Origin of the sequence: Collinsella sp. AM38-1BH, assembly GCF_003467545.1 — a bacterium.
Classification (GTDB): Bacteria; Actinomycetota; Coriobacteriia; order Coriobacteriales; family Coriobacteriaceae; genus Collinsella.
The window spans coordinates 96,837-120,809 of the sequence record NZ_QSHC01000004.1 but is presented as its reverse complement, the minus strand read 5'-3'; the positions used below and the strand labels follow the sequence as shown (position 1 = coordinate 120,809).

The following is a 23,973-nucleotide window of genomic DNA, read 5'->3' as shown; positions in this document are numbered from 1 at the left end:
TCACGAGCGGGGGCTCCTGTCGTTTCCGTGCCCCTGGATTGGGTCATAGTGTCTGACTTATGCTCAACCTACGATAAATCCGAGCTGAACGAGCTACTCGCTGTAGCGGGTGGCTATGGCAGCTTGCACCATTCCGGCGCTCATGAGGTAGGTCACCAGGAAGTAGCCGCCGTAGGCTGCCAGGAAAATCGCACAGGTAAGGCCCACCGTGCCACCGATGCTCATGTTGCCAAAGATGCTCACCAGCTCGATGATCACCTTGAGCGCCACAAAGGAGTGCGCCAAGCCCACTGCCAGCGGGAACAGGAAGAATACCGCTTGCTGCGCCATCACCGAATGGCGAATCTGGCGGTCGTCGCAGCCGATCTGTGCCAGCACACGATAGCTGCGGCTGCCGTCGGCCACGTTGGAGAGTTGCTGGATCGACAGAATCGCCGCGCATGCAACGACCAATACAAAGCCGATGTAGATGGCTAGGTAGCTAATAAGACCGTTCATTTGCGCTGCTTGCGCGTACATCTCGGAGCGTGTGATGAAGATTCCCCACGATCCCGGCTCCTTGCCGTCAACGAGCAGATTGTCGAGCACAGTGTATTTAATACTCTCGTCTGCCTCGGTCGTATCCATCCCCTGTTTGTAGTTAACGAGCAGGCTACTGGAATACGGCTGCAGATTGAGTTGGGACAACAGCTCGTCGGCAACGACGACGGTACCCCCGTTACTGCCCATCGCCGAGTTGGCGATGGCCGCCGTGTCCTCGTCCGACTTATCGGTTGCGGGCTTGAGCGTATGCCCGCCCAAGGTAAGGGCATGGCCGCCAGCCATATACTTGGTGTACAGGTCGACCAGCTCACCGCCCATATCACACGTAAGCAAGTACTGGTCGCGGCCAATGCTCACCGGCTCCTCGCCCATCATCTGGCGCAATTTGTTGTACTGACTTGCCGGCGTCACAGACAGGCCTGTCATGTCGGCGTTGCTGCCCTCGAACGCCTTGGGGAGCTTTTCGCCCATGGCCTTGCACATTTCACTTGGAGTCACCGAAGGATCCGAACCGCCAAGCGGGTAACTCAGATACGAATCGATCTGCACATGCTCACCGGCAACATCGGCAATATTGACCTTCTTGCCGGTCTCGTCGTTGTTGTCCGCCGACTTGTCCTTACGATCGCCGTGCCATGGATCGCCGTGCCATGCGGAGTACAAATCGACCGTACTATCGGCCAGCACCATGCGATCGGCCTCAGACGGATTGACGTACTCTTTGTAGTAGTCGAGCGTATCGGGCGTGTAATAGACATACGTCTGCGACATGTCGGCCGGATTATAGCGCTCCAGGTTCTCGTTCATCACGCTGGCAATCGACATACCGCAAGTCACAGAAGTAATGGCAAGGAACAGAATCATCGCGATGACGCCCATCGAAAAGCACACCGTGTTGACCTTGGCCGCAAGCTGGCGCACGGTAAACATGTTGAGACCGCGCCAATACACGCCGCGCAGGCTCTGCAGCAGCTTGATGAGCATGCCCGAGAGTCCCCAGAACAGGGCAAAGGTGCCCACGGTAACCATAGCGGTCGTAATACCAAACTGGTTCATGGCCTCTTGCAGCTTGCTGTCCGTCGCGGTTAGCGGGAACCCATCACGTAGCAGACGGTAATAGGCCACGCCCACCAGCACCACGCCCACGGCAAAGATGGCAATCGCGATCCAGGGGTTGCGTGTCTTGATGGTCTCGTTGCGACGCTCGGCACCCATAAGCTCGATGAGTTTGGTACGACGCACGGCGCGGAGGTTCAGCAGTAGCGTGAGCACAAACATTACGAGCATGCAGGCAAGGGTCAGATTGAACGCATGCATCGAGAAAAAGAAGTGGAAATTGGCGATCTGCGTCTTAAAGAGCGAGGCCGTAAAGAACGTCATGAGCTGGGAGAGTCCCACACCCAGCACAATGCCGGCAACAAAGGCCACCACCGAGACAATCACCGTCTCGAGCGCCATGATCGTGGCGACGCGGCCGCGCCCCATGCCGAGCACCTGGTACAGGCCAAACTCCTTTTTGCGGCGTTTCATGATGAAGTTATTGGCGTACACCATCAAAAAGGCCATGACACCGGCCAAAAAGTACGTCAGGTCGCCGAGCATACTGCCCATAACCTGCGCCAAGCCCTCTTCATCAATTCCGGCGATGTCGACCTGCATCGAGATGGTGTTAAAGGCATAGAAGACCGTGACGCCCAGGGTGAGCGTCAACAAGTAGACGAGGTAGTCGCGGCCGGCACGGCGGACGTTGCCCCAAGCGAGTTTACAGAGCATCGGAGCCCTCACCGCCCATCATGGCAACGACCTCCATAATGCGGTCGAAGAACTCGCGGCGGTCGGTGTCGCCGCGGCGCAGCTCGGTGAAGATCTTGCCGTCGCGGATAAACAGCACACGGCTCGTGTAGCTGGCGGCAAAGCTATCGTGCGTAACCATGAGCACCGTGGCGCGCAGGCGGCGGTTGAGCGCCTCCAGGCTCTCGAGCAGCAGGCGGGCGCTCTTGGAGTCGAGGGCGCCGGTGGGCTCGTCGGCCATGATCATCGTGGGGTCGGTGACGAGCGCGCGGCAGGCGGCAACGCGCTGCTGCTGGCCGCCGGACATCTGGTAGGGGTACTTGTCGAGCACTTGGCTGATGGACAGGCGCGCAGCCACATCCTGCACGCGGGTCGAGATCTCCGCCGAGTTCATACGGGCGATGGTGAGCGGCAAGGCGATGTTCTCGCGCGCCGTGAGCGTATCGAGCAGGTTGGAGTCCTGGAAGATAAAGCCAAGCTCCTCGCGGCGGAACTGCGAAAGCTTGGCCTGCTTCATGCGCGTCACGTCCTGGCCGTTGATGCGGATGGTGCCACTCGTGGCGCTATCGATGGTCGACACGCAGTTGAGCAGCGTCGACTTGCCCGAGCCCGAGGCGCCCATGATGCCGACGAATTCGCCACGGTTGACGGTAAAGCTGACGTCGTTGAGCGCGCGGGTCACGTTGCCCAGCGCTCCATATACCTTTTCGAGATGCGCGACCTCCAGTACCGGGGTCGCCGTTTGCGTGGTTTGCATACCGAGTCCTTTCTTGCGATTAGTCTACGGCATCTATAGTCGCAAGGAGCCGAGTCGGCTACCATCGATATGGCTTACGCTTGCCTTACCGTTGCGTAAGGTAAGGGTAGCCCCGTCCCAAAAAGACTACCTTGCCATATGTTGATGTTGAGAGAGGACTCCTGTTGAAGACTGTTCATGTTGCCGCTGGGATCATTCGCAAGGATGGATCTGACGAGCTACTTGCTGTGCAGCGCGGCTACGGCGACATGCAGGGACTTTGGGAGTTCCCGGGTGGTAAGCTCATGCGCGGCGAGACACCTGAAGACGCCGTGCGCCGCGAGCTCATGGAAGAGCTGCAGGTCAAAGTCACCAACCTGCGTGACTTCTACACCGTTGAGTATGACTACCCAGATTTCCACCTCTCAATGGAGTGCTACTACTGCTCGCTCGCCGATGAATCCGATGAGCCTCAGAAGCACGACCGCCAGCTCGATATCCGCTGGATTCCGCGCACCTCGCTTGCCACGGTGGAATGGATGCCCGCCGACAAGGGGCTCATTGATGCCCTTATTGAGCTGAAGGAAGATCGGCTTAAGGCCAACAGCACTGCCAACGACACCGAGGCCACCACGACCGACGAGCCCGCTTCCAAGCCCAAGCGCGCACCTAGGCGCCGCAGCAAAAAGCGTCCCAAGCCCGGTCTGCTCGACGGCATCGATACCTCGGACCTTTCCGCCGACGAGCGCGAACTGGTGCGCCGTCGCGCTGCCATCAAAAAGTCCATGAAGGGCAACAAGCGTGCAAACACCAAACCCGAGCTGCTCGTTCGCCAGCGCCTGCGCGCAGCGGGCCTTACGGGTTATCGCTTGGAATGGAAGGTTCCCGGCAAGCCCGACATCGCCTTCCCCGGCCGCAAGATCGCCATCTTTGTCAACGGTTGCTTTTGGCATCGCTGCCCTAAGTGCAATCCGAGCCAGCCAAAACGCAATGTTGAGTTTTGGGAGGCAAAGTTCCGTCGCAACGTCGAGCGCGACCGCGCTGCCGTGGCAGCACTCACTCAAATGGGCTGGACGTCCATAACCATCTGGGAATGCGATCTCAAAAAAGACCGCATCGACGCCACGATGAAAAAGGTCATCGAGCGGGTGCGCGCCGCAGAGCCGCAGCGCTAGGAACGAGCCGTCCACACACCCCACACAGGCGAGCCACATCCACGTCACAAACCTTAGAAAGCCCTTAAGCCCAAAACCTTTCAAGAGTGTTACTCGATACCTCTGACCTGCGGTTTCATCGTAACGCCAAACCTCATTAATCCTTTCTTTAGCGCTTCTTTGCGACGGCCGCGGCATAATACTGCCAACGCACGGGACCTAGCAGCACACCCCGCGCGCAATCTTTTGGTGGACATCGAGGAGGCCGCATAAGCATGCATTCTTCCAATGACGCAGCACAGCAGCCATCCCTAACACATGCAGACCTTTTCTCCTTCCCCCCGACACAGAGAGACGGTCTCCTCGACTCCCCCACCACAAAAGCCAAACGCTCAACCAATCAGAATCTCAACTTGCAAGCATCGTTCGAAAAGCTCCAAGCATCCCTAGACAAAACCTTCCCCAACCAAGCCCGGGCATACTAGCCCCCATCAACAAAGTAGCCCTAACGCTCCAATTTTCCGCCCAACGCCACAAGGGCGACGACCTCGAGTAGGTCAACCTGGGAGGGACGAGGGCTTAGTTCCCCAATCTTTCCGCAGGGGGCAAAAAGCCTCGCCGCACGAAGTGCGCAGCGAGGCTTTTTGCATGCCCGAGGACGATTGGGGAACTAAGCCCTCGTCCCTCCCCGAGATAAGTAGCGAGTCGGAGTACCCTTGCTGTTACTCTGCTTTGCCCACAGAGTTGAGGTTGGTCATGCGAATCTTAACCAGCTCGGTGATCTCACGCATGCCCTCCTTGGCCGGCTTCTTAGGATCGAAGCAGGCGGGGTTCTCGGCCATGTAGGCCATGAAGCCCTTGGTGTAGGCCTGACGCAGCTCGGTAGCGTAGTTAACCTTGCAGATGCCGTTCTTCACAGCCTCGGCAACCTGCTCATCGGGCACACCGGAGGTGCCATGCAGAACCAGCGGCACGTCGACGGCGTCGCGGATGGCCTTGACCACGGACTGCTCGATGTGCGGATCGCTCGTGTACACGCCGTGGCTGGTGCCAACACCAATAGCGAGGGAGGTGCAGCCAGTGCGCTCGACGAACTCCTTGGCCTCGGCCGGATCGGTGTAGGGGCTCTCACCCTCAACCGCGGGGCCGTCGTCCTCCTTGCCGCCAACCTTGCCAAGCTCAGCCTCGACGGGCACGCCCATAGCGCGGCCAGCGTCGGCGACGGACTTGGTCAGGGCAATGTTGTCCTCGAAGGACTCGTGCGAACCGTCGATCATGACGGAGGTGTAGCCCGTGCGGAAAGCCTGCATGCAGCGGTCATAGCCATCGCCGTGATCGAGGTGCAGGGCAACGGGCACGGAAGCGCGCTCGGCGGCAGCCTTGACCATGCCGTAGAAGTAGTCCAGACCAGCGGTCTTGATGGTGCCCGGGGTGGTCTGCATGATGACGGGGGACTTGGTCTCCTCGGCAGCAGCCAGAACGGCCATAACAAACTCGAGGTTCTCGACGTTGAACGCGCCGACGGCGTAGTGGCCGGCCTGAGCGTCCTTGAGCATCTTTTCGGTGGTAACAAGTGCCATGAGCGTTTGCTCCTCTCCCTCGCCCGCATCTGGACATCGGGCGTAGTTGTTCACAAGGCGTTTTACCTTGCGTTTTGCTGCGCTCATTGTATGAAATTCAGCGGCTTTACACGTGCGAGATGTTGAGCCCATGCAGGTCAATACAGTCGTTTTTGAAAAGTAAACGGAAGGAATTTGAGCCGAGCGGACATGTTCGATATTAAATTTTAGGCGTTCAGCGTCTTTCTTTTATAGAAAAGATAAGTAATCAAAAGGTGTTTTCTTACTTAAAAAGAAAATGAACGAAAATGGACTCAACACAATTCCTGCAAATTTCAGACGCGGATGGAGCAGCTATGGCCCACGTAACAACTCGAGCATTCGCCGACGAGCGGCGCGCCGCCATCATGGAAATGCTCGAGCATAACGCCTCCGTTCAGGTGGCAGACATCGCCCAAACCTTTGGCGTATCCTCCGTCACCGCCCGCGCCGACCTGGACGCGCTCGCCGAATCCGGCAAGCTGCGTCGCACGCATGGCGGCGCCGTGTCGCTCCACAAACGCCTAACTGTCTCCACGCAAGATCGCCGCATAAACATCAATGTCGCCGCCAAGCAGGCTATCGCACAAAGTGCCATTGAACTCGTCGGCAACGGTGACACCCTGCTCGTCGACTCGGGCACCACGGCACTCGAGTTTGTCCGGCTCCTCGATCAGCGCGACGGCATCACCGTCATCACGGCCGACATCACCATTGCCGATTACATCGACGAAAGCATGCCCTCGGTTGATGTCGTCATGCTGGGAGGGGCACTGCGCAAAGGCCATCGCTATCTATATGGCCCGCTCACCATGCAGGCACTTCAAACGGTTCACGCAGACCTTGCCGTCATATGCCCCGGCGCCTTTGTCCCCCGCTGCGGCTTTACGACTGACTTTCCTCAGATGGCCGAGACCAAAACGGCCATGATCGCCGCAGCCCGTCAAAGCGCCGCCCTCATGGACGCCAGCAAGGTCAACGGACGCGGCATGTATCGCTTTGCCGAACTGACCGATGTCGACACCGTCATGATGGATTGCGACCCCGACCATGCCGTTGCCACCTCAATCGCCGAGATTGCCGATGACGAACGCCCGAACCTCATCATCGCCAGCGTGTAAACAAAAACCACCACAAAGGTGCCTGTCCCCTTTGTGGTGGTTTGAGCGTTAAAAGCGAAATATCGCTATTTGGAAAGCTCGTCGGCGAGGGCTTCGATCTGGGCGCGCGAGGTGTCGTTGAGCGAGCCTAGGACGGTCACCTTGTTCTGCGTCAGGGTGATGTCCTTCATGCCCTCGAGCTCCTTGGTCATAACCTTGGCAGCAGCGGGCGCCCAAGAGCCGGCCTCGACAAGCGCCACCGTGCGGTTCTGGTAGGCATGCTCGGCGAGCGTGTGGATGAAGGTGCTCATAAACGGGAAGATCTCGCCCTGATAGGTGATGGAAGCGAGTACCAGACGGTCATAGCGGAACGCATCCTCAACGGCCTCGGCCATGTCGTCGCGAGCGAGATCAAAGACGGAAACCTTCTGGCCGCGAGCCTCAAGCGCGGATGCGAGTTCCTTAACGGCGGCCTTCAGATGGCCGTACACGCTCGCGTAGGCAATCGTGATGCCGTCGTCCTCGGGCTTATAGCTCGACCAGGTGTTGTAGGTGTCGAGGTAATAACCCAGGTTCTCGGTCAGCACGGGGCCGTGAAGCGGGCAGATAATCTGAATATCCAGATCGACGGCCTTCTTGAGCACGGCCTGCACAAACTTGCCGAACTTTCCCACGATGCCAAAGTAGTAACGGCGCGCCTCGCAGGCCCAGCCCTCAGGATCCTCGATGTCGTTGGCGCCAAACTTGCCAAAGCCGTCGGCACTAAAGAGCACCTTGTCGGTGGCCTCGTAGGAGAAGAGCACCTCGGGCCAGTGAACGTTGGGGGCGCCAACAAACGTTAGGCTGTGGCCGCCCAGGTCGAGCACATCGCCCTCTTTGACGACCATCTTGCGCTCGGGGAAATCGGTGCCAAAGAAGTTGACCATCATGCGGAAGGCGCCCATGCTTGCCACGATCTGTGCCTGGGGATAGCGCTCCATAAAGGCGGCAATGCCGGCGGAGTGATCGGGCTCCATATGATGGACGACCAGGTAGTCGGGCGTACGGCCATCGAGCTCGGCCTCGAGGTTGCCGAGCCACTCGTCGACAAAGCCAGCGTCGACCGAATCGGCGACAGCGATCTTTTCGCCCAAGATAACGTAGCTGTTGTATGCCATACCGTTCTCGGACACGTCGTACTGGCCCTCGAACAGGTCGATGTCGTGGTCGTCGACGCCGATGTAGCGGATATCCTTGGTGATCTCCATCAGGCAAAACCTCCTAGATAGACAAAAGAACCCGTCTATCATAGCACTCGGCTGCATCCCAACAGCCATCTGCCGGCATCCTTATCGATTGTTATTGATGTTCAACATATCACCGTTGACCTGCGGAAACTATGCGCGCGGTGCCGCCGTACTATGTCGAACGATAAGCTGGCCGGGAATACGAATGGCAACGGTTTTGCCCGCCGCACCCGCCTCGGGAACCGCATGCTCAAACACCTCTCGTCCGCGCTGATGCAAGTCGAATCGAACGGTCGTGAGCTCGTTATGCGCGACAAAGTCGTCGAGTGAGTCATCGACGCCCACCACGCTCACGTCCTCGGGCACGCGCAAGCCGCTATCGCGCAGCGCGGCGATGGCGCCGTTTGCCATCTGGTCGTTTGCCGCGTAAATCGCCGTCATGGTGCGGTCGTGCTCGGCCAGGTACCTGCCCGCCTCGTAACCGCTGTTGGCAGACCAGTCACCCTCGAGCGGCTCTACCGGCTCGATGTGTTTACGCTCGAGTGCATCCTGCCAGCCGGCGCGACGAAACTGTTCGTCGACTGAGAACGACGGGCCACCAATATAGCGAATCTGCTCGTGCCCCAGCTCAAACAGGTGATCCATGAGCAGCAGCGAGCAGCCGTAATGATCGGAATCGACCGTGGTCACGCGCGGATGCGCATACATGGTGACGATAACCGTGCCAATGCCCGGCAGTGGATCAAACGACTCAAAATCGGGCGCCATGCGACTCATGCCGATGATGATGCCGTCCACCGGCAATGCAGCCATACGACGCGTGGCCTCGGCAAGCGAAAACTCCTCGGTCTTGGACATCTCGACCAGCGTGATGGCGCAACCGCGCTCACGGGCCGCACTGGCAATGCCGTCGATCATCGTCAGGTTACCGAACTTGGTGACATCGTTGACGCACAGACCGACCGAATGGTAGCGGCCGTCGCGCAGCGAGCGACCGGCATAACTCGGACGAAAGCCGAGCTCTTGCATGGTGGCCTGCACGCGCTGGCGCGTCTGTTCGTTAACGTTGGGCAAGCCGTTGGCGACGCGCGAAACCGTCTGCTGCGAAACGCCAGCAGCGCGGGCGACGTCGGCCATGGAGACCGGACGCGTACCTGTATCGTTGGACGGGCGCCTTGCCACAGGATCACCTTCACCCTTGCGAGATCTGAATAGCGTGCATGCCGGCCCGGGCAGAAACACACCCCGCGCCGAAGCCCGCTATCGTCGGACGCATGCTAACGTACTCTACTTTTTCAATCCGCAACTCTTCTGCTCTATAAGTCCATACGGCAATACCGTTCACGGCTGAATTTCTACCGATTACCAGATTCTCAAAAAGTGATAAGTGTTGTGTTATGAGTACGTTAACATAGCCCGTAACGTGCGGCATCGTAGATGCTGAATTTACGCCGCTTCAGATTGTTAACGTACTCACTACGACGCAAAGCTCGTCAGTATGCGCCAAGGAAAGGACCCTCATGACCGCTCCCGACGAAAAGACACTCGCCACACTCACCAAGCTGTTCGAGGATGAGTTTGGCCCCATCGGCGATCGCCAGGTGCTCTATGTGCACGCGCCCGGCCGCTCCGAGATCAGCGGCAACCACACCGACCACGAGGGCGGCCACGTTATCGCCGGCTCGCTCGATGTCGCCGTCGACGGCATCGCCGTGGCAACTGATTCCAACAAGGTCCGCGTTGCCGACGAAGGCTATCCCACGTTTGAGATCGCGCTCGACACGCTAGACGTTCAGGAGTCCGAGAAGGGCACGTCCGCGAGCCTCGTCCGCGGCATGGCCCACGAAATCGCTGCTCTGGGCGTTGAGCCCCAGGGCTTCGACCTCGCCTTCACCTGCTCCGTCCCCTCGGGCGGCGGTCTTTCGAGCTCCGCTGCTGTCGAGGCGGCATACGGTCGTGCCATGGAGACGCTCTGGGGAGCGCCCGCCATCGAGCCCGTCGCGCTCGCCCAGATGAGCCAGCGCACCGAGAACAATTACTACGGTAAGCCCTGCGGCCTTATGGACCAGGCCGCCGTGTGCTTGGGCGGCCTTGCCTACATGGATTTTGAGGATCAGGCTCAGCCTAAGACCCAGAAGCTCGAGCTCAACTTTGAAGATCACGGCTATGCGCTCGTGCTCGTTAAGGTCGGTGCCGACCACGTGGCCGCCACCGACGACTACGCCGCCGTTCCGCGCGAAATGCAAGACGTCGCCGCCGAGTTTGGCAAGGCACGCCTGTGCGAGGTAAACGTTGCCGATTTTGACGCCAAGCTCCCCGAGCTGCGCGCCAAGCTGGGCGACCGTGCCTGCCTGCGCGCCGTTCACTACTGGTACGAGAACGGCCTGGTCGATAAGCGTTGGTCGGCCCTTAACGCCGGCGATATCGATCAGTTCCTGGTCCTGACGCGCGAGTCCGGCGCCAGCTCCGCCATGTACCTGCAGAATGTCGTTGCCAAGCTGGGGTCTGAGCAGCCTTCCATGTATGCCCTGGCGCTGGCCGAGCACGTGCTCGACGGCCGCGGCGCCGTTCGCATTCACGGTGGCGGCTTTGGTGGCACCATCCAGGCCTTCGTGCCGCTCGACCTGGTCGACACCTTCATTGCCAAGATGAACGGCTGGCTGGGCGAGGGCTCTGCCCGCCACTACGCCATTTCTGACAAGGGGGCTTACGCGGCATGGCTGTAATGACCGACGTGCGCGAGGCCGCGCAGGGCCTGATTGAGTATGCCATCCATCGATCGATGATCGGACAGGACGATCGCATCTGGGCCTACAACACCATTTTGGAGTGCATCGGCGCCACGGGCCCCGCACTCGACATGGCTTGGGCGCTCAAGACCGAGAAGATTTCGCTCTTGCACCCCGATACCCTGCCCGACTTTGACCTGGAGGGCACGCTTGTCTCACTTTCCGAGGCTGCCGTTGCCAACGGCGCCGCCGAGGACACAACATCGGGGCGCGACCGCATCGCCATGCGCATCATGGGCACGCTGATGCCGAGGCCTTCGGTTGTAAACGAGGAGTTCAACGGCCGCATGGGCGTCAACGAACCCCGCGCTGCGACCGACTGGTTCTACGGCCTGTGCTGCGACGCCGGCTACGTGCGCCGCGCCGCCATCGCGCGCAACATCAAATGGAGCACCCCCACCAACTGGGGCGATCTCGAGATAACCATCAACCTGTCCAAGCCCGAGAAGGACCCGCGCGACATCGCCGCGGCAGGTGCAGCCAAGAACGCGGGCGAAAAGTATCCCGCCTGCCAGCTCTGCATCGAAAACGAGGGTTATCCCGGACGCTCCGCCGCAGCCGACGGCGGCACTCACCCCGCCCGCCAGAATCTGCGCGTTATCCCCATCCAGCTCGACGGCGAGCGCTGGGGCTTCCAGTACAGCCCGTACGCGTACTTTAACGAGCACTGCATTGCCATGAGCTCCGAGCATCGCCCGATGCACGTTGACCGCAAGGGCCTGACGTGCCTGCTCGACTTTGTGGACCTGTTCCCGCACTACTTTATTGGCTCCAACGCCGACCTGCCCATCGTGGGCGGCTCGATTCTGTCGCACGACCACTTCCAGGGCGGCGCGCACGAGTTCCCCATGATGCATGCCACCGAGGTCTCACAGTTTAGCGTGCCCGGCTTTGACAGCGTTACGGGTGCTGTGCTGCAGTGGCCGCTTTCGGTGCTTCGCCTGCGCTCGCATGACCGCGCTCAGCTGCTCGACGCTGCCGAGAAGATTATCCTCGCCTGGCGCGAGTGGACCGATGAGCCTGTGGGCGTCATCGCGCACACAGCCGATGACATGGCGCACAACACAGTGACACCCGTCATCCGCCGCGTCGACTCCCGCGGCAATGCCGGCGGCAAAATCTACGAGGCCTACCTGGCGCTTCGCTGCAACATCACGACCGACGAGCATCCGTTGGGCGTGTTCCACCCGCATGCCGAGTATCACCACATTAAGAAGGAGAACATCGGCCTGATCGAGGTTATGGGTCTCGCCATTCTTCCGCCGCGCCTGGTTCCCGAGCTCGGTGCTGTCCGCGAGCACCTGCTGGCGGCCAAGGCCGATGCCAGCTACGACCTTGCCGGCGCGCTCGAGGGCGATAGTCTTTGCCGCAGCCACGCCGCATGGGCCGAGGATGTCTATGCCCGCCGCGCCGACGAGCTTACGGCGGACAACGCCATCGATATCCTGCACGAGGAGGTCGGCGTGGTGTTTGGCCACGTGCTCGACAACGCCGGCGTATTTAAATGGGATGAAGCCGGCCGCACCGCCCAGCAGCGCTTTATCGACTCACTGTAATGATCCCTTTCGGACGAAGGAAAACGGATCATTTCGTCTTCAAGACAACGGCGCCCGCCGGCAACATCGCCGGCGGGCGCCATTTTTGCGTGTAGTCATTGGGGACGCTCTTAAACGACTAGTCAAACAAGAACGTCCCCAACGACTAATGACTCGAGCGTGGAAAATCTCCCACTTTGAGCTCGTATGGGCCCCAAAAGCAGGAGATTGTCCACGCTCATTCTATTAGGAGTCGCAACCGCTACAACTCTACGACCTCAACGCTGTTGTAGACCTCGTCCCAGCGGTCCATGACCAGGTGGCCGGTCTTGGGGTCCATGGCGTTGAGCTTGCCGCAGGTATTGGCAGTCTTGAGCACGGTGACGTCGTCGGCACCAGCAGCAATGGCATGCGCAAAGCCGGCGATGGTCGAGTCGCCGGAACCCGTCGCGTTCACAGCCGCAATCGCGGGCGTCTTGGCGCGGAATGCGCGACCCTCATGGAAGCCCACCGAACCGGCAGCGCCCATCGAAACGACAACCCAGGGAATACCGGCAAAACGGCCATCGGCGGCAAGCGCCTCGCGCAGGGCATCGACATCGTCAGTCGTGAAGGACGTGCTCAGCAGACCGTTGATCTCGGTCAGATTGGGCTTCACAAGCTCGGGCTTGGCGTCGGACTCCAGCGCAGCCTCCAGCGATGCACCCGAGGTGTCGAGCAGCACCTTGGCGCCCGCCTCCTCGGCGATCTTGACGAGCTTGGCATAGTAGCCGGCATCGACGCCACGCGGCAGCGAGCCCGAAAGCGTCACGACGTCAGCCTTCGCAGCGAGCTCGGCGAACTTGGCCGTAAAGGCCTCGAGCTCGGCCGGAGCGATCTGCGGGCCGCTCTCCAGCAGCTCGGTCTGATTACCCTCGTGCAGAATATTCAGGCAAATGCGCGTCTCACCGGCGATGGGCACAAAGTCATTCTTGACGCCGTCGGCATCCATAAGCTCGGCCATATAGGCACCCATGTGGCCGCCAAGCAGACCGGTCGCGAGCACATCGTCGCCCAACTGCAGCAGCACACGACTCACGTTGAGGCCCTTGCCGCCAGCGGTCTTTTCGGGCGTCACGCGGTTAACATCGTCGATGATCAGCTTATCGAGCTGATAGCGCGTATCAATCGACGGGTTCATGGTAACGGTCAGAATCATGTTGAACTCCTGTTCCGGGGCGGCATGACCCACCCCAAACATACGATAGCTCGTTAAAGGATCTCAATCTCAAAGCCGCGGGTGACGGTCTCTCCCGGCTTGGCAACCAGGCAGCCACGCTTGTGCTCCAGAATATCGTCCTCGTCGGAACAGGTGGACAGGCCACCCCACGGTTCCACGGCCACAAAGTCGCCCTCGGGCTTGCTCCACACAATCAGGTATGGCATATCGGGGAACGTCAGGCGCACGCCCTTGTCCTCGGTTTTCTTGGTCAGCGTAACCACGCGGCTCTCGAGCACGTCGAAGATGGTCTCCGCGAAGTCGAAGAGTTCGTGGGTAAGCGGCAGGTTCTGGCCGATCATGGGGTTCTTGCTGCGATGCTCAACATCAATCAGGCCCGTCGAGGGAACGGCAGTACAGAGCTCGGTGGCCTCACGCTGCTCAAAACGGAGCTCGTAATCGTCATAGGACTCGCCCTCGTCGAGCGGGCACTTAAAGCCGGGGTGACCACCCACAAAGAACGGCATGTCCTCGGTGCCCTCATTGGTCACCTCGTACGACACGGCCACCTTTTCCGAATCGATCGTGTAACGAGCAACGATCTTGAACGGATACGGGTACTGCTCGAGCAACTCGGCATGGTCGGCAGAGCTTAGGCTCAGCGCAGCCATGTTGTCGCTCTGCTCCTCGAGCTTCCACTCCTGTTTGCGCGCAAAGCCGTGGCGGTCGAGGTTTACCTCGCGGCCGCCCATGGTCATCGCGCGACCGTCACGAAGGCCGCCGCAGATCGGGAAGCAAATGGGTGCCTGGCCCGACCAGACCGCCGGGTCACCCTGCCACAGGTACTCACGGCCGTTGGCCGCAATAGAAGTGAACGACCCACCCGCCGTGCTCAACGCCACACGAATCAAACCGTTATCAAGAACAAACTCCATAGGAGCCTTCCCTTTCGTACGACAGCCCGCCGAGCCAGTGGGGCTGATAGAAAACCGGCTCGCGCCTCATCACAGAAACGCGAGCCGTCAACGGACTAGTAAATTACGCCGGATACCCGCTAGTCATGGTATTCGCCGCGGTCCCACTTCTCGAGGAACTCGTCAAAGAAGTGCGGGTCGGCCTGAGCCTCGGCATCGGCCTTGTTGCAGGCATCGATCTTGGCAATCAGGGCATCGTGCTCGGGAGTCTTGTCGTAGGGCTCCTCCAGGAAAGCAAGCATGATGTCGGCCATCAGGAACTCGCCGGTGATCTTGCCGCCAAAGCCCACGATGTTGGCGTTGAGCTCGCGACGGGCATACAGGGCAGAGGTCATGTCGCGAACCAGGGCGCAGCGGGCGCCGGGAACCTTGTTGACAGCGTTGGTGATACCGATGCCAGTGCCGCACAGGGCCACGCCAAAGTCGGCCTTGCCGCTGGCAACAGCCTCGCCCACGGCCTTGCCGTAGATGGGGTAATGCGTACGGGTGTGGCTGTAGGTGCCGCAGTCGAGCACCTTGTAGCCAGCCTGCTCCAGGCGGTCGGCCAGATAGATCTTCTCGTCCGTAACGATATGGTCGCAACCGATTGCGATGGTCTTCTTCATCAGAACGTCCTTTCGTCTGAATTCACAAGTTGAGGTAGAAGTTCGAGTTCTCGGTGGCTCTCGTTAGGCCATCTTGTTGAGCATGTCGACACGGATCTGGTGACGGCCGCCGGCGTACTGGGCACGCAGGAACTCGCGGGCGATCTTCTTGGCGACCTCGGTGCCCACGACGCCCGGGCCCATGGTGACCATGCGCGAGCCGTTGTGCTCGCGGGTCATGTAAGCGGAACGCTCGTCGGAAATGTTGGCGACGACCATGCCCTTGATCTTGACGGCAGCCATATAGGAGCCGACGCCGTACTTATCGAATGCGAAGCCCTGGGAATCCTTGTGCTCCAGCAGGTCCTTGGCAACGGCGGTCGCGGAATCGACAAAGTCCGCGGCAGGGGTCTCGGAATAGTCGACGACCTCGTAACCGTCGGCGATGAGCATCTCCTTGATGGACTCCTTCATCGACATACCGTCGGCATCGGAAGCGATTACAACCCTCATGACATCCTCCTTGAGAGATACGCAGGTGCGTAGTTTCTGTTTGGAAGTGTTGAATCGCGTTCAGGTCCGGGCATCTGAATGTGCGGTTCTTCACTGTTCATGTTTATTTGAACACATTCGAACAGTAACTGCAAGAATTATTTGTTTATCTTTGTTCTTTTTTGAACAAATACCGTTTACGGATGATTGCTGGCCGTTTGGGCCCGGCGCGGACGTAGTGACCACGTGTTCAACAAACAAAAAGGCGGCCGAGAACGTGTCTCGGCCGCCCTTCGGCGGTATTCCCCGGTATATACAGCTGTTTTAGCTACTCAGACTGCCCGCTCTTCTTGGCATGTTTAGACGGAGCGCTCAAGAAACGGCCCGTCAGATAGTTCGCGGGACCGGAGATATCGATCCCCAGCAGCACGTGCCCCAGCCACAAAAACGCCGCGAGCACCAGCAGTGGAATCACGCACGAGGTCACGATCATCACGATGACACCTTCGATCAGATCGGTCACCTGCTGCACGATCTCGTCAGTCATCTGTTTGGCGCCGCTGGTCACCGACGTAACAAGGCTCGATGCCCCATCAGTCAACTGCTCGAGCACGTTTTTGGACTCCGTGGTCTCGGATTTTTTCTTGTTCGATTTTGAGCTGGTCTCGACTGACTTGTCCGTGGTGTCGGCCGCATCCGCAGCCTTTTGCTCGGCTTGCTCAATACTTACGCGATACGTTTCATCGACCTTCTGCGACACCCATACGCTCACGGGCACAAGCGCCATACCGATCACGGCAACCACCAGCACGCGCGTCGCCGCGCGGCGCAGAACGGTGCTCGCGCTCCAGCGCCCGTGAATGCCGAGCGACACCGCAAAGAGTACCAACGCAAACGGGATTAAGATGCCCAGGCCAACCGACCACAAAATCGTGAGCAAATATTTCTCTAGGTAGAGCACGGCAAGCACGATACCAAGGTTGCCTGAAAGCTGCGCGAGCTGCTCGGCAACCGGCGTTCCCGTATCACCCGGCAGCGCGGTAATACCCGCAGACAGTGCCACGCACGAGGTCGTGAGCGCCAAAACATTGCCCTTCTTTTGATCGATAACCTCGATGGTGGAGTCCCAAGTTTTGGTATCGGCGAAATGCGGACGAGCTACAAAGCCCAACAGCAGCGCCAGTACCACGAGCGCAACGATAAAGCCAATCTGCAGCTTTTTGTTTGCGCACACGACATCGGACAGGCTGGGCTGCAGCTCGGTTACCGTCGTGTGCTCGGTTATCTGGACAGGACGCCCATGAGCCATCTCGCGCACGTCTCTTTTTTGTATTGACCCGTTATCCGGCATTTGGATACCTCCTCAGTCCGGTCTGTATTGCGGATGGAAGTATACCCACCCAGCGAAAAACCGAACGGAAGGGTGGCAGAGCACCCCAAGACTGTCCCCAACGACTAGTCGTTTAAGAACGTCCCCAATGGCAAAAGGAGTGGCCCAAACTGCCGGCAGATAGGGAACGTCCCCAACTGCCGGATGCCGCAACTTGGAGGAGGACGGAAAAAGCCCTGTCGCGGGTTTGCGGCAGAGCTTTTGGAAGGGGACTTGATTGTGAGGACTCGTTAGGCGAGCTTGGCCTCGAGCTCGGCGATGCGCTTGTAGGCATCGATGGTAAAGCGGGCCTGCTTCTCCAGAATCATGGTGGTCATGAGGGTGTCCTGGGCGTGAGCCATGATGAAGGTCATCTCCATCTCGCCACCGCCGGCCTCCTGCGAAAGCAGCTTGGTCTGCGTGTCGTGGGCGCCGATAAGTGCATCGCTGGCATCCTTGTGCAGCTGTTCGGCCTTCTCAAAATCGCCCTCGCGAGCAGCATCGAGCGCTGCAAGCAGATCGGTCTGGGCGTCACCTGCGTATGCGACAATCTCGAATCCAACCATCGAGATTTCTTCTTTGGTTGCCATATTGCGTTCCTTTCACATATGAACCAATGGAGAGCATCGCGTCCGGGCATACGCGCTGCGTTCTGTATGACAGAAACATTAACATTCAAACAAAAAAGAACAGCGCAAAACGCAATTTCAAGCTATGAACGGTCACTTTTCGCCCGTGAACGGTTTTTAAACCAATTCGAACAATATCAAACACTATTAGCGGCAACCCAAACAGGTCCGTACCCTAGCGCAACTCTCGTACCGTATCGCCCGCTACGAGCACGCCGGGGATCAGCATGTGTTCCACGCCAGGCGCAACCCCCTCGGCGCCGGCAATCTTGTCGACCGCCCACATGCCGACGCGCTTGTTGTCAAAGCGCACCGTAGTCAGGCGACAATCGGGCACGATGTCGCCCAGACTGTCATCAACACCCACCACGCTCACGTCCTGGGGCACGCACTTCCCGCGCGACTCGAGCCCACGGATGCAGCCATATGCCATGGCATCGTTGGAGGCATAAATGGCCGTGCAGGTCGGATCATCCGCAAGCACCTGGCCGGCAGCATATCCACTCTGCGCCGTCCAGTCGCCGCGCACGAGCTGCGGTGGCTCAATGCCATGCGCACGCAATGTCTCGCGCCAGCCTTCCTCGCGCCGCATGCCCGAAAGCGAGCGCTCGGGGCACGAGATAAAGTGCACGGTTTTGTGCCCCTGCTCCAGCAAGTACTCGACCACCTGGCGCGAGCAATCGAACTGGTCGTTATCGACCGTTGAACAGAGCGGGTGCTCCAACATCGTAACGAGCACCGTCTGCATGCCGGACAGCGGCTCGAAGGTGCCAAAGTCCGCCGGCATGCGATTCATGATCACGACCATGCCATCCACCGGCAGTGCGCTCATACGCGACGATGCGCTCTCGAGGGTATACGGATGCCCGTCTACCTTAGTGAGGGTGATGGCATAGCCATGTTTGTCGGCCGCGGCGGCAAAGCCCTCCATACGATCGAGGTTGCCGGTACCGGTAATGTTGAACATGGCGACGCCGACGGTCTTAAACTTGCCACGGCGCAGCGACCGGCCGGCAAAATTAGGGCGATACCCCAGCTCGCGCATGGCGGCACGCACGCGTTCCTTGGTCTCGGGGCGCACGCTGGGCGAATCGTGCACCGTACGCGAGACTGTCTGCTCCGAGACGCCCGCGAGGCGCGCTACGTCTTTGACGGATACCGATTTTTTAACAGCGGCCATAGGTCGATCTTTCTATGTCAACGATGCCATTGGTGGCACTTTGCGCATTCAAATGAAACGCCTTCAAGTATATCCAACGCCTCCCCCACCATACGCTCACCACCCAAAACCTACCGTTCACCGACATTTTTGCTTCCCCGAACGGCTTTTGTCGCCCAAATGTTAACGTTGCCATTGTGCAAACACAGAGCCACCGGGCGGCTCAAACGTTTACGCGTAAGGAATCGACGGTTCGCAGGCACAGGAACCACCGGTTCGCGTCTTTTTTTGTGTCACAAAATGGCAACGTCAACATTTTGGCAACCGAACGTCAAAAGCTACCATCGTTGCTAACCCACCGACTCTTAGGAGCATTGCATGGAGCAACTCATCGCCATCATCGAAAAGGGCCAGCCCTTTTTCAACGCGATCGCCCGCAACAAGTACCTCAAGGCGATCCGCGACGGCTTTATCTCCGTCATCCCCATCATCATCTTCTCGTCCATCTTCTGCCTAGTAGCCTCGGTCCCCAACATCTGGGGTTTCTACTGGCCCGATGACATCAACAACGCCCTGTGGAAGTGCTACAACTACTCCATGGGCATCCTGGCCATCGCCTGCGCCGCCACCACGGCCAAGCACTTCGCCGACGCTCAAAACCGCGATCTGCCCAAGAACAACCAGATCAACTTCATCTCGTGCATGTGCGCGGCCATCATCGGCTTCTTGCTCCTTTCGAGCGACACGATCGCCACGGACGCCGCCAGCGGTTTCAACACCACCTACCTTGGTTCCAAGGGCCTGCTGACCGCTTTCATCGCTGCGTTTGTGACCGGCATCATCTACAAGTTCTTCATTAAGCGCAACATCACCGTTAAGATGCCCGAGCAGGTTCCGCCCAACATCTCGCAGACCTTCAAGGACATCATCCCCTTCTCCGTCTGCATCACCGTCTTTTGGGTTTTTGACATCGTCTTCCGCGCTGCTTTTGGCTTCTGCTTTGCCCAGGGCGTCATCCAGGTGTTCCAGCCCCTGTTCACCGCTGCCGATGGCTACATCGGCCTCGCTGTGATCTACGGCGCCATGAGCCTGTTCTGGTTCGTGGGCGTCCACGGCCCCTCGATCGTCGAGCCCGCCATCGCCGCCGCGCTCGTTGCCAACATGACCGACAACCTGGCTGCGTTCCAGGCTGGCCAGCACGCTTCCGCTGTCCTGACCCAGGGTGCCCAGTACTTCGTCGTCTGCATGGGCGGTACCGGCGCCACGCTCGTCCTGGTCTTTATGTTCTGCTTCCTGGCCAAGTCCCAGGAGATGCGCGCCGTCGGTAAGGCCGCCATCGTCCCCGTGTGCTTTGCCGTCAACGAGCCGCTGCTGTTCGCCGCGCCCATCGTGCTCAACCCCGTCTTCTTTGTCCCGTTTGTCTTTGCCCCGATCGCCAACATCTGGATCCTCAAGGTCTTTATCGACTTCTTGGGCATGAACGGCTTTATGTACACCCTGCCTTGGACCGTCCCCGGCCCCATTGGCACCATCATGGGCCTGGGCTTCCAGCCGCTCGCCTTTGTGATGCTCGCCCTTATCCTGGTCGTCGACTTTGCCCTGTACTACCCTTTCTTCCGTGCCTATGACGCCCAGAAGTGCGCCGAGGAGGCCGAAATCTCCCGGGAGGAGCTCGCCGCCAAGAACGCCGAGAAGGCCGCCAAGCTCAACGACGCCTTCCAGGGTAAGGCCGACGCCAAGAGCGTTGCCGCCGGCGCCGCTGCCGAGGTCGTAAAGACCGACGCCGCCCCCGCTGCTGCCACCACCGAGGCTACGACCGCCAGCGACCTCAACGGCAAGCGCGTGCTCGTGCTCTGCCAGGGTGGCGGTACCTCGGGCCTGCTCGCTAACGCGCTGGCCAAGGCCGCCAAGGAGCGCGGCATCAATCTTGAGACCGCTGCCGAGGCCTATGGCAACCACGTCGACATGCTCCCCGACTTTGATCTGGTCGTCCTGGCCCCGCAGGCCGCGAGCTACCTGGCCGACCTGCAGAAAGACTGCGAGCGCGTGGGCAACAAGTGCGTCGCCTGCCGTGGTAAGCAGTACATCGAGCTCTCCCAGAACGGCGACAAGTCTCTCGCCTTTGTGAGCGAGCAGCTGTCGAAGTAAGCAACGCTTAGGGCCAGCCAGCTATCCAAGACAGGCTGGCCCTTCGATTTAAACGATTGGATCATCATGTCCGTTAACCCCGCCAGCGTCACCAACCCGCCCGCGCAGTTCCCCGAGGACTTTGTCTTTGGCGGCGCCACTGCTGCCTACCAGGTAGAGGGCGAGACCCGCACCCACGGTAAGGGCAAGGTCGCCTGGGACGACTTCTTGGAGGCCCAGGGCCGCTTCTCTCCCGATCCCGCCTCCGACTTCTACAACCAGTATCCGGTGGACCTGGAGCTGTGCGAGGAGTTTGGCATCAACGGTATTCGCCTCTCCATCGCCTGGAGCCGCATCTTCCCCGAGGGCACCGGCAAGGTGAACCCCGAGGGCGTGCAGTTCTACCACGACCTATTTGCCGAGTGCCACAAGCACCACGTTGAGCCGTTTGTCACGCTGCATCACTTCGACACGCCGCTGCCCCTCTTTGAGAAGGGCGACTTCCTCAACCGCGAGACCATCGACGCCTTTGTGGACTTTGCCACCTTCTGCTTTAAGGAGTACGCCGACCAGGTAACCTACTGGTTCACCTTTAACGAGATCTGGGCCGACGCCTCCAACACCTACATCGAGGGCACCTTCCCCGGCGGCGTCAAAGCTCATCTGGCCGAAGCCTTCCAGTGCGAGCACAACATGATGCTCGCCCACGCCAAGGCTGTACTGGCCTTCCACAACGGAGGCTTTAAGGGCAAGATCGGCGTCATTCAGTCGCTGGAGTTTAAGTACCCGCTCAACGAGAACGACCCCGCCGACATCAAGGCCGCCAACAACGAGCACGTGCTGCAAAACCAGTTCCTGCTCGACGCCACCTTCCGCGGCGACTATGCCCCCGACACCCTCGAGTGCGCCAACCGCCTGGCTGCCGTCTCGGGCGGCACCATCGAGATCCTGGACGAGGACCTCGAGATTATGCGCGAGGCAGCGCTCTACAACGACTACCTGGGCGTTAACAACTACCAGTGCCGCTTCCTCAAGGCTTACGATGGCGAGAACGACCTGCACCACAACGGTACGGGCGAGAAGGGCACCGGTCGCTGGCGCGTCAAGGGCATTGGCGAGCATGTGAACAAGCCCGGCATCCCCACCACCGACTGGGACTGGATCATCTATCCCGAGGGTCTGTTCGATCTGCTCGTCTACATTAAGCAGCGCTACCCCAACTACAAGCAGATCTTCATCACCGAGAACGGCATGGGCTACAAGGACCCCTACAAGGACGGTTTTGTGGACGACCAGCCGCGCATCGACTACATCGAGCAGCACCTGCGCTGGCTGCTTAAGGCCATGGAGGTGGGCGTCAACGTGGGTGGCTACTTCCTGTGGAGCCTGCAGGATCAGTTCTCCTGGACCAATGGCTACAACAAGCGCTATGGCTTCTTCTACGTTGACTTTGAAACCCAGAAGCGCACGCCCAAGGCAAGCGCCTACTGGTACAAGCACGTAGCGCAGACCCGCCGTCTGGACTAGCGGCTGACGGGGTTACCCGCCCACATAACCTGTCCCCATTTCTCAGCCGGGGGCGGCACGTCACACGACGCGCTGCCCCCGGCCCTTTTGTGCAGGTCGAAAGCCGTTTATCTCAATCTGTAACATCTAACCGAGTTTTTGGTCCCTAGCTGTTACAAATCAAGACAAACCGGGGAGACCGGGTCGAATTGTCTAAATCTGTAACACTAGAACCGGTTTTGGACGTCTAGTTGTTACAAATTGAGATAAACGCACAGGACAATCCTCTCAATCTCAACCTGTAACATCTAGCCGAGTATTTCGGCCCTAACTGTTACAGGTTGAGATGAACGAGCCGAGCACGTCTACGCCCGCAGATCCCGCACGCTCGCGCGCTCGACCAACACGCCCGAGACGAGCGTACGGCTTCTGGAGCTCGGGGCTTCCAGACCTGCGACGACCTCATTGAGCGCACGGATGCCCAGCTCGCGGTGACGAAACTTCACCGACGTCAGAATCGAGTTGGGAATCGTCTTATAAAGCTCATCGTCGAAGCCGATCACGGACACGTCGTCGGGCACACCGAGCCCTTTGTCACGTAGAGCCATCATCACGCCGTTTGCCATGCAGTCGTTAGCAGCGAGGACCGCCGTGCAATCGGGCTTATCGGCAAGCACAAGGCCCGCGGCATAGCCACTATCCGCATTCCAATCGCCTTGCAGAGGCTCGGGCGGCTCAATGCCACGCGCCTCGAGTGCCGCTCGCCAACCTTTCATACGGCACTGGCTCGACAGTGACTCTTTTTTACCAGAAACGAAGTACACGCTCTTGTGCCCGTGATTCAAGAAGTACTCGCACGCCATGCGCGCGCCGCCCTCTTGGTCGTCACTGACGGTGGAGCAGGTAGGATGCTCCATCGGCGTAATAATCACCGTCTTGAGGTCCTTCGGTGCCTCAAAGGCATCAAAGTCATCGACCATCTGACGCAGGTTGAAAATCATGCCGTCGACGGGAAGCTGCGACATTCTGTGCGCCGCATCGGCAAGGGTCATCTTCTCCCCCGCCCGCTTTTTGATCATCGTGAGAGCAAAGCCCCGCTCTTCGGCGGCATCGGCAATACCGTCAATCATGTCCACGGCGCCGCCCGACAAGTGAAACAGCACCACGCCGATACACCCGTAACGGCCCAACTTGAGCGAACGCGCGGCAAAGTTGGTTCGAAACCCGAGCGCCTCCATTGCGGAATGGACCTTATCGCGTGTCGACTCTCGCACGCTATCGGGCTCGTTGATCACGCGCGACACCGTCTTGAGAGAAACACCCGCGGCAATCGCCACATCGTTCATCGAGACGTTTTTCTTGTCCATCGTTGCCACTGCTTCTCCACTCGGTTCTCTATCGCTTGTTTTTTTGCGTTCTAGCATACACTACCTGCCTGACTGATAAATCAACCATTCACCGGA

19 protein-coding genes are annotated in these 23,973 nt (G+C 59.3%); 6 read left to right on the top strand and 13 right to left on the bottom strand.

The window, feature by feature from the left end:
* Positions 1 to 93: 93 nt before the first annotated feature.
* Both DW870_RS03370 and DW870_RS03365 read right to left on the bottom strand, forming a co-directional pair.
* Complete coding sequence (locus DW870_RS03370; protein ID WP_117876882.1) at positions 94 to 2,316, bottom strand: ABC transporter permease; 2,223 nt, start codon at positions 2,314 to 2,316, stop codon at positions 94 to 96.
* Positions 2,306 to 3,091, bottom strand: a complete 786-nt coding sequence (locus DW870_RS03365) for an ABC transporter ATP-binding protein (protein WP_117735470.1) — start codon at positions 3,089 to 3,091, stop codon at positions 2,306 to 2,308. Before DW870_RS03365 ends, DW870_RS03370 begins: the two co-directional genes overlap by 11 nt.
* 164 nt (positions 3,092 to 3,255) lie before the next feature.
* Between DW870_RS03365 and vsr the strand changes: the two genes are divergently transcribed.
* Entirely contained in the window at positions 3,256 to 4,245 is a 990-nt protein-coding gene (gene vsr, locus DW870_RS03360) for a DNA mismatch endonuclease Vsr (RefSeq protein ID WP_117876880.1), read from the top strand.
* A 701-nt stretch (positions 4,246 to 4,946) separates the two neighbouring features.
* On the opposite strand, the gene DW870_RS03355 is transcribed toward vsr, so the two are convergent.
* The gene (locus DW870_RS03355; RefSeq protein ID WP_022095149.1) at positions 4,947 to 5,804 is read right to left on the bottom strand and encodes a class II fructose-bisphosphate aldolase; all 858 of its coding nucleotides are present in this window, start codon (positions 5,802 to 5,804) and stop codon (positions 4,947 to 4,949) included.
* Between the two features lie 335 nt (positions 5,805 to 6,139).
* Between DW870_RS03355 and DW870_RS03350 the strand changes: the two genes are divergently transcribed.
* Positions 6,140 to 6,943, top strand: coding sequence for a DeoR/GlpR family DNA-binding transcription regulator (locus DW870_RS03350; RefSeq protein WP_117763442.1), 804 nt, complete (start codon positions 6,140 to 6,142; stop codon positions 6,941 to 6,943).
* Positions 6,944 to 7,008: 65 nt separating this feature from the next.
* On the opposite strand, the gene DW870_RS03345 is transcribed toward DW870_RS03350, so the two are convergent.
* Positions 7,009 to 8,169: an FprA family A-type flavoprotein gene (locus tag DW870_RS03345; RefSeq protein WP_117876878.1), complete on the bottom strand. Its 1,161-nt coding sequence runs from the start codon at positions 8,167 to 8,169 to the stop codon at positions 7,009 to 7,011.
* A gap of 129 nt (positions 8,170 to 8,298) precedes the next feature.
* Positions 8,299 to 9,285 (bottom strand): LacI family DNA-binding transcriptional regulator, encoded by a 987-nt coding sequence (locus DW870_RS03340; RefSeq protein ID WP_117876876.1) that lies wholly within the window; start codon positions 9,283 to 9,285, stop codon positions 8,299 to 8,301.
* 383 nt (positions 9,286 to 9,668) lie between these two features.
* Between DW870_RS03340 and DW870_RS03335 the strand changes: the two genes are divergently transcribed.
* Complete coding sequence (locus tag DW870_RS03335; protein ID WP_117876874.1) at positions 9,669 to 10,874, top strand: galactokinase family protein; 1,206 nt, start codon at positions 9,669 to 9,671, stop codon at positions 10,872 to 10,874.
* The gene (locus DW870_RS03330; protein WP_233547385.1) at positions 10,865 to 12,493 is read left to right on the top strand and encodes a UDP-glucose--hexose-1-phosphate uridylyltransferase; all 1,629 of its coding nucleotides are present in this window, start codon (positions 10,865 to 10,867) and stop codon (positions 12,491 to 12,493) included. Before DW870_RS03335 ends, DW870_RS03330 begins: the two co-directional genes overlap by 10 nt.
* Before the next feature lie 241 nt (positions 12,494 to 12,734).
* Here the strand turns inward: DW870_RS03330 and DW870_RS03325 are convergent, their stop codons facing one another.
* The 7 genes from DW870_RS03325 to DW870_RS03295 form a co-directional block, all read right to left on the bottom strand.
* Positions 12,735 to 13,670, bottom strand: coding sequence for a hexose kinase (locus DW870_RS03325; protein WP_117798797.1), 936 nt, complete (start codon positions 13,668 to 13,670; stop codon positions 12,735 to 12,737).
* Between the two features lie 53 nt (positions 13,671 to 13,723).
* Positions 13,724 to 14,605: an aldose 1-epimerase family protein gene (locus DW870_RS03320; RefSeq protein WP_117876870.1), complete on the bottom strand. Its 882-nt coding sequence runs from the start codon at positions 14,603 to 14,605 to the stop codon at positions 13,724 to 13,726.
* A gap of 119 nt (positions 14,606 to 14,724) precedes the next feature.
* Positions 14,725 to 15,249, bottom strand: coding sequence for a galactose-6-phosphate isomerase subunit LacB (gene lacB, locus DW870_RS03315; protein WP_117583544.1), 525 nt, complete (start codon positions 15,247 to 15,249; stop codon positions 14,725 to 14,727).
* A gap of 63 nt (positions 15,250 to 15,312) precedes the next feature.
* Positions 15,313 to 15,741 carry a galactose-6-phosphate isomerase subunit LacA gene (lacA, locus tag DW870_RS03310; protein ID WP_117876868.1) on the bottom strand — a complete coding sequence of 143 codons (429 nt, stop codon included), beginning with the start codon at positions 15,739 to 15,741 and terminating at the stop codon, positions 15,313 to 15,315.
* A gap of 307 nt (positions 15,742 to 16,048) precedes the next feature.
* Entirely contained in the window at positions 16,049 to 17,029 is a 981-nt protein-coding gene (locus DW870_RS03305; protein WP_117876866.1) for a hypothetical protein, read from the bottom strand.
* A 311-nt stretch (positions 17,030 to 17,340) separates the two neighbouring features.
* Positions 17,341 to 17,679 (bottom strand): PTS lactose/cellobiose transporter subunit IIA, encoded by a 339-nt coding sequence (locus DW870_RS03300; protein ID WP_055252615.1) that lies wholly within the window; start codon positions 17,677 to 17,679, stop codon positions 17,341 to 17,343.
* Positions 17,680 to 17,893: 214 nt separating this feature from the next.
* A complete protein-coding gene (locus DW870_RS03295) occupies positions 17,894 to 18,898 on the bottom strand; it encodes a LacI family DNA-binding transcriptional regulator (RefSeq protein WP_117876864.1) in 1,005 nt (334 codons plus the stop codon).
* Between the two features lie 357 nt (positions 18,899 to 19,255).
* Here DW870_RS03295 and DW870_RS03290 point away from each other — a divergent pair, with 357 nt between their 5' ends.
* Both DW870_RS03290 and lacG read left to right on the top strand, forming a co-directional pair.
* Entirely contained in the window at positions 19,256 to 21,025 is a 1,770-nt protein-coding gene (locus DW870_RS03290; protein ID WP_117876862.1) for a PTS transporter subunit EIIC, read from the top strand.
* 66 nt (positions 21,026 to 21,091) lie between these two features.
* Complete coding sequence (gene lacG, locus DW870_RS03285; protein WP_117735483.1) at positions 21,092 to 22,531, top strand: 6-phospho-beta-galactosidase; 1,440 nt, start codon at positions 21,092 to 21,094, stop codon at positions 22,529 to 22,531.
* 344 nt (positions 22,532 to 22,875) lie between these two features.
* Here the strand turns inward: lacG and DW870_RS03280 are convergent, their stop codons facing one another.
* Positions 22,876 to 23,877: a LacI family DNA-binding transcriptional regulator gene (locus DW870_RS03280; RefSeq protein ID WP_158564795.1), complete on the bottom strand. Its 1,002-nt coding sequence runs from the start codon at positions 23,875 to 23,877 to the stop codon at positions 22,876 to 22,878.
* Positions 23,878 to 23,973: the final 96 nt, after the last annotated feature.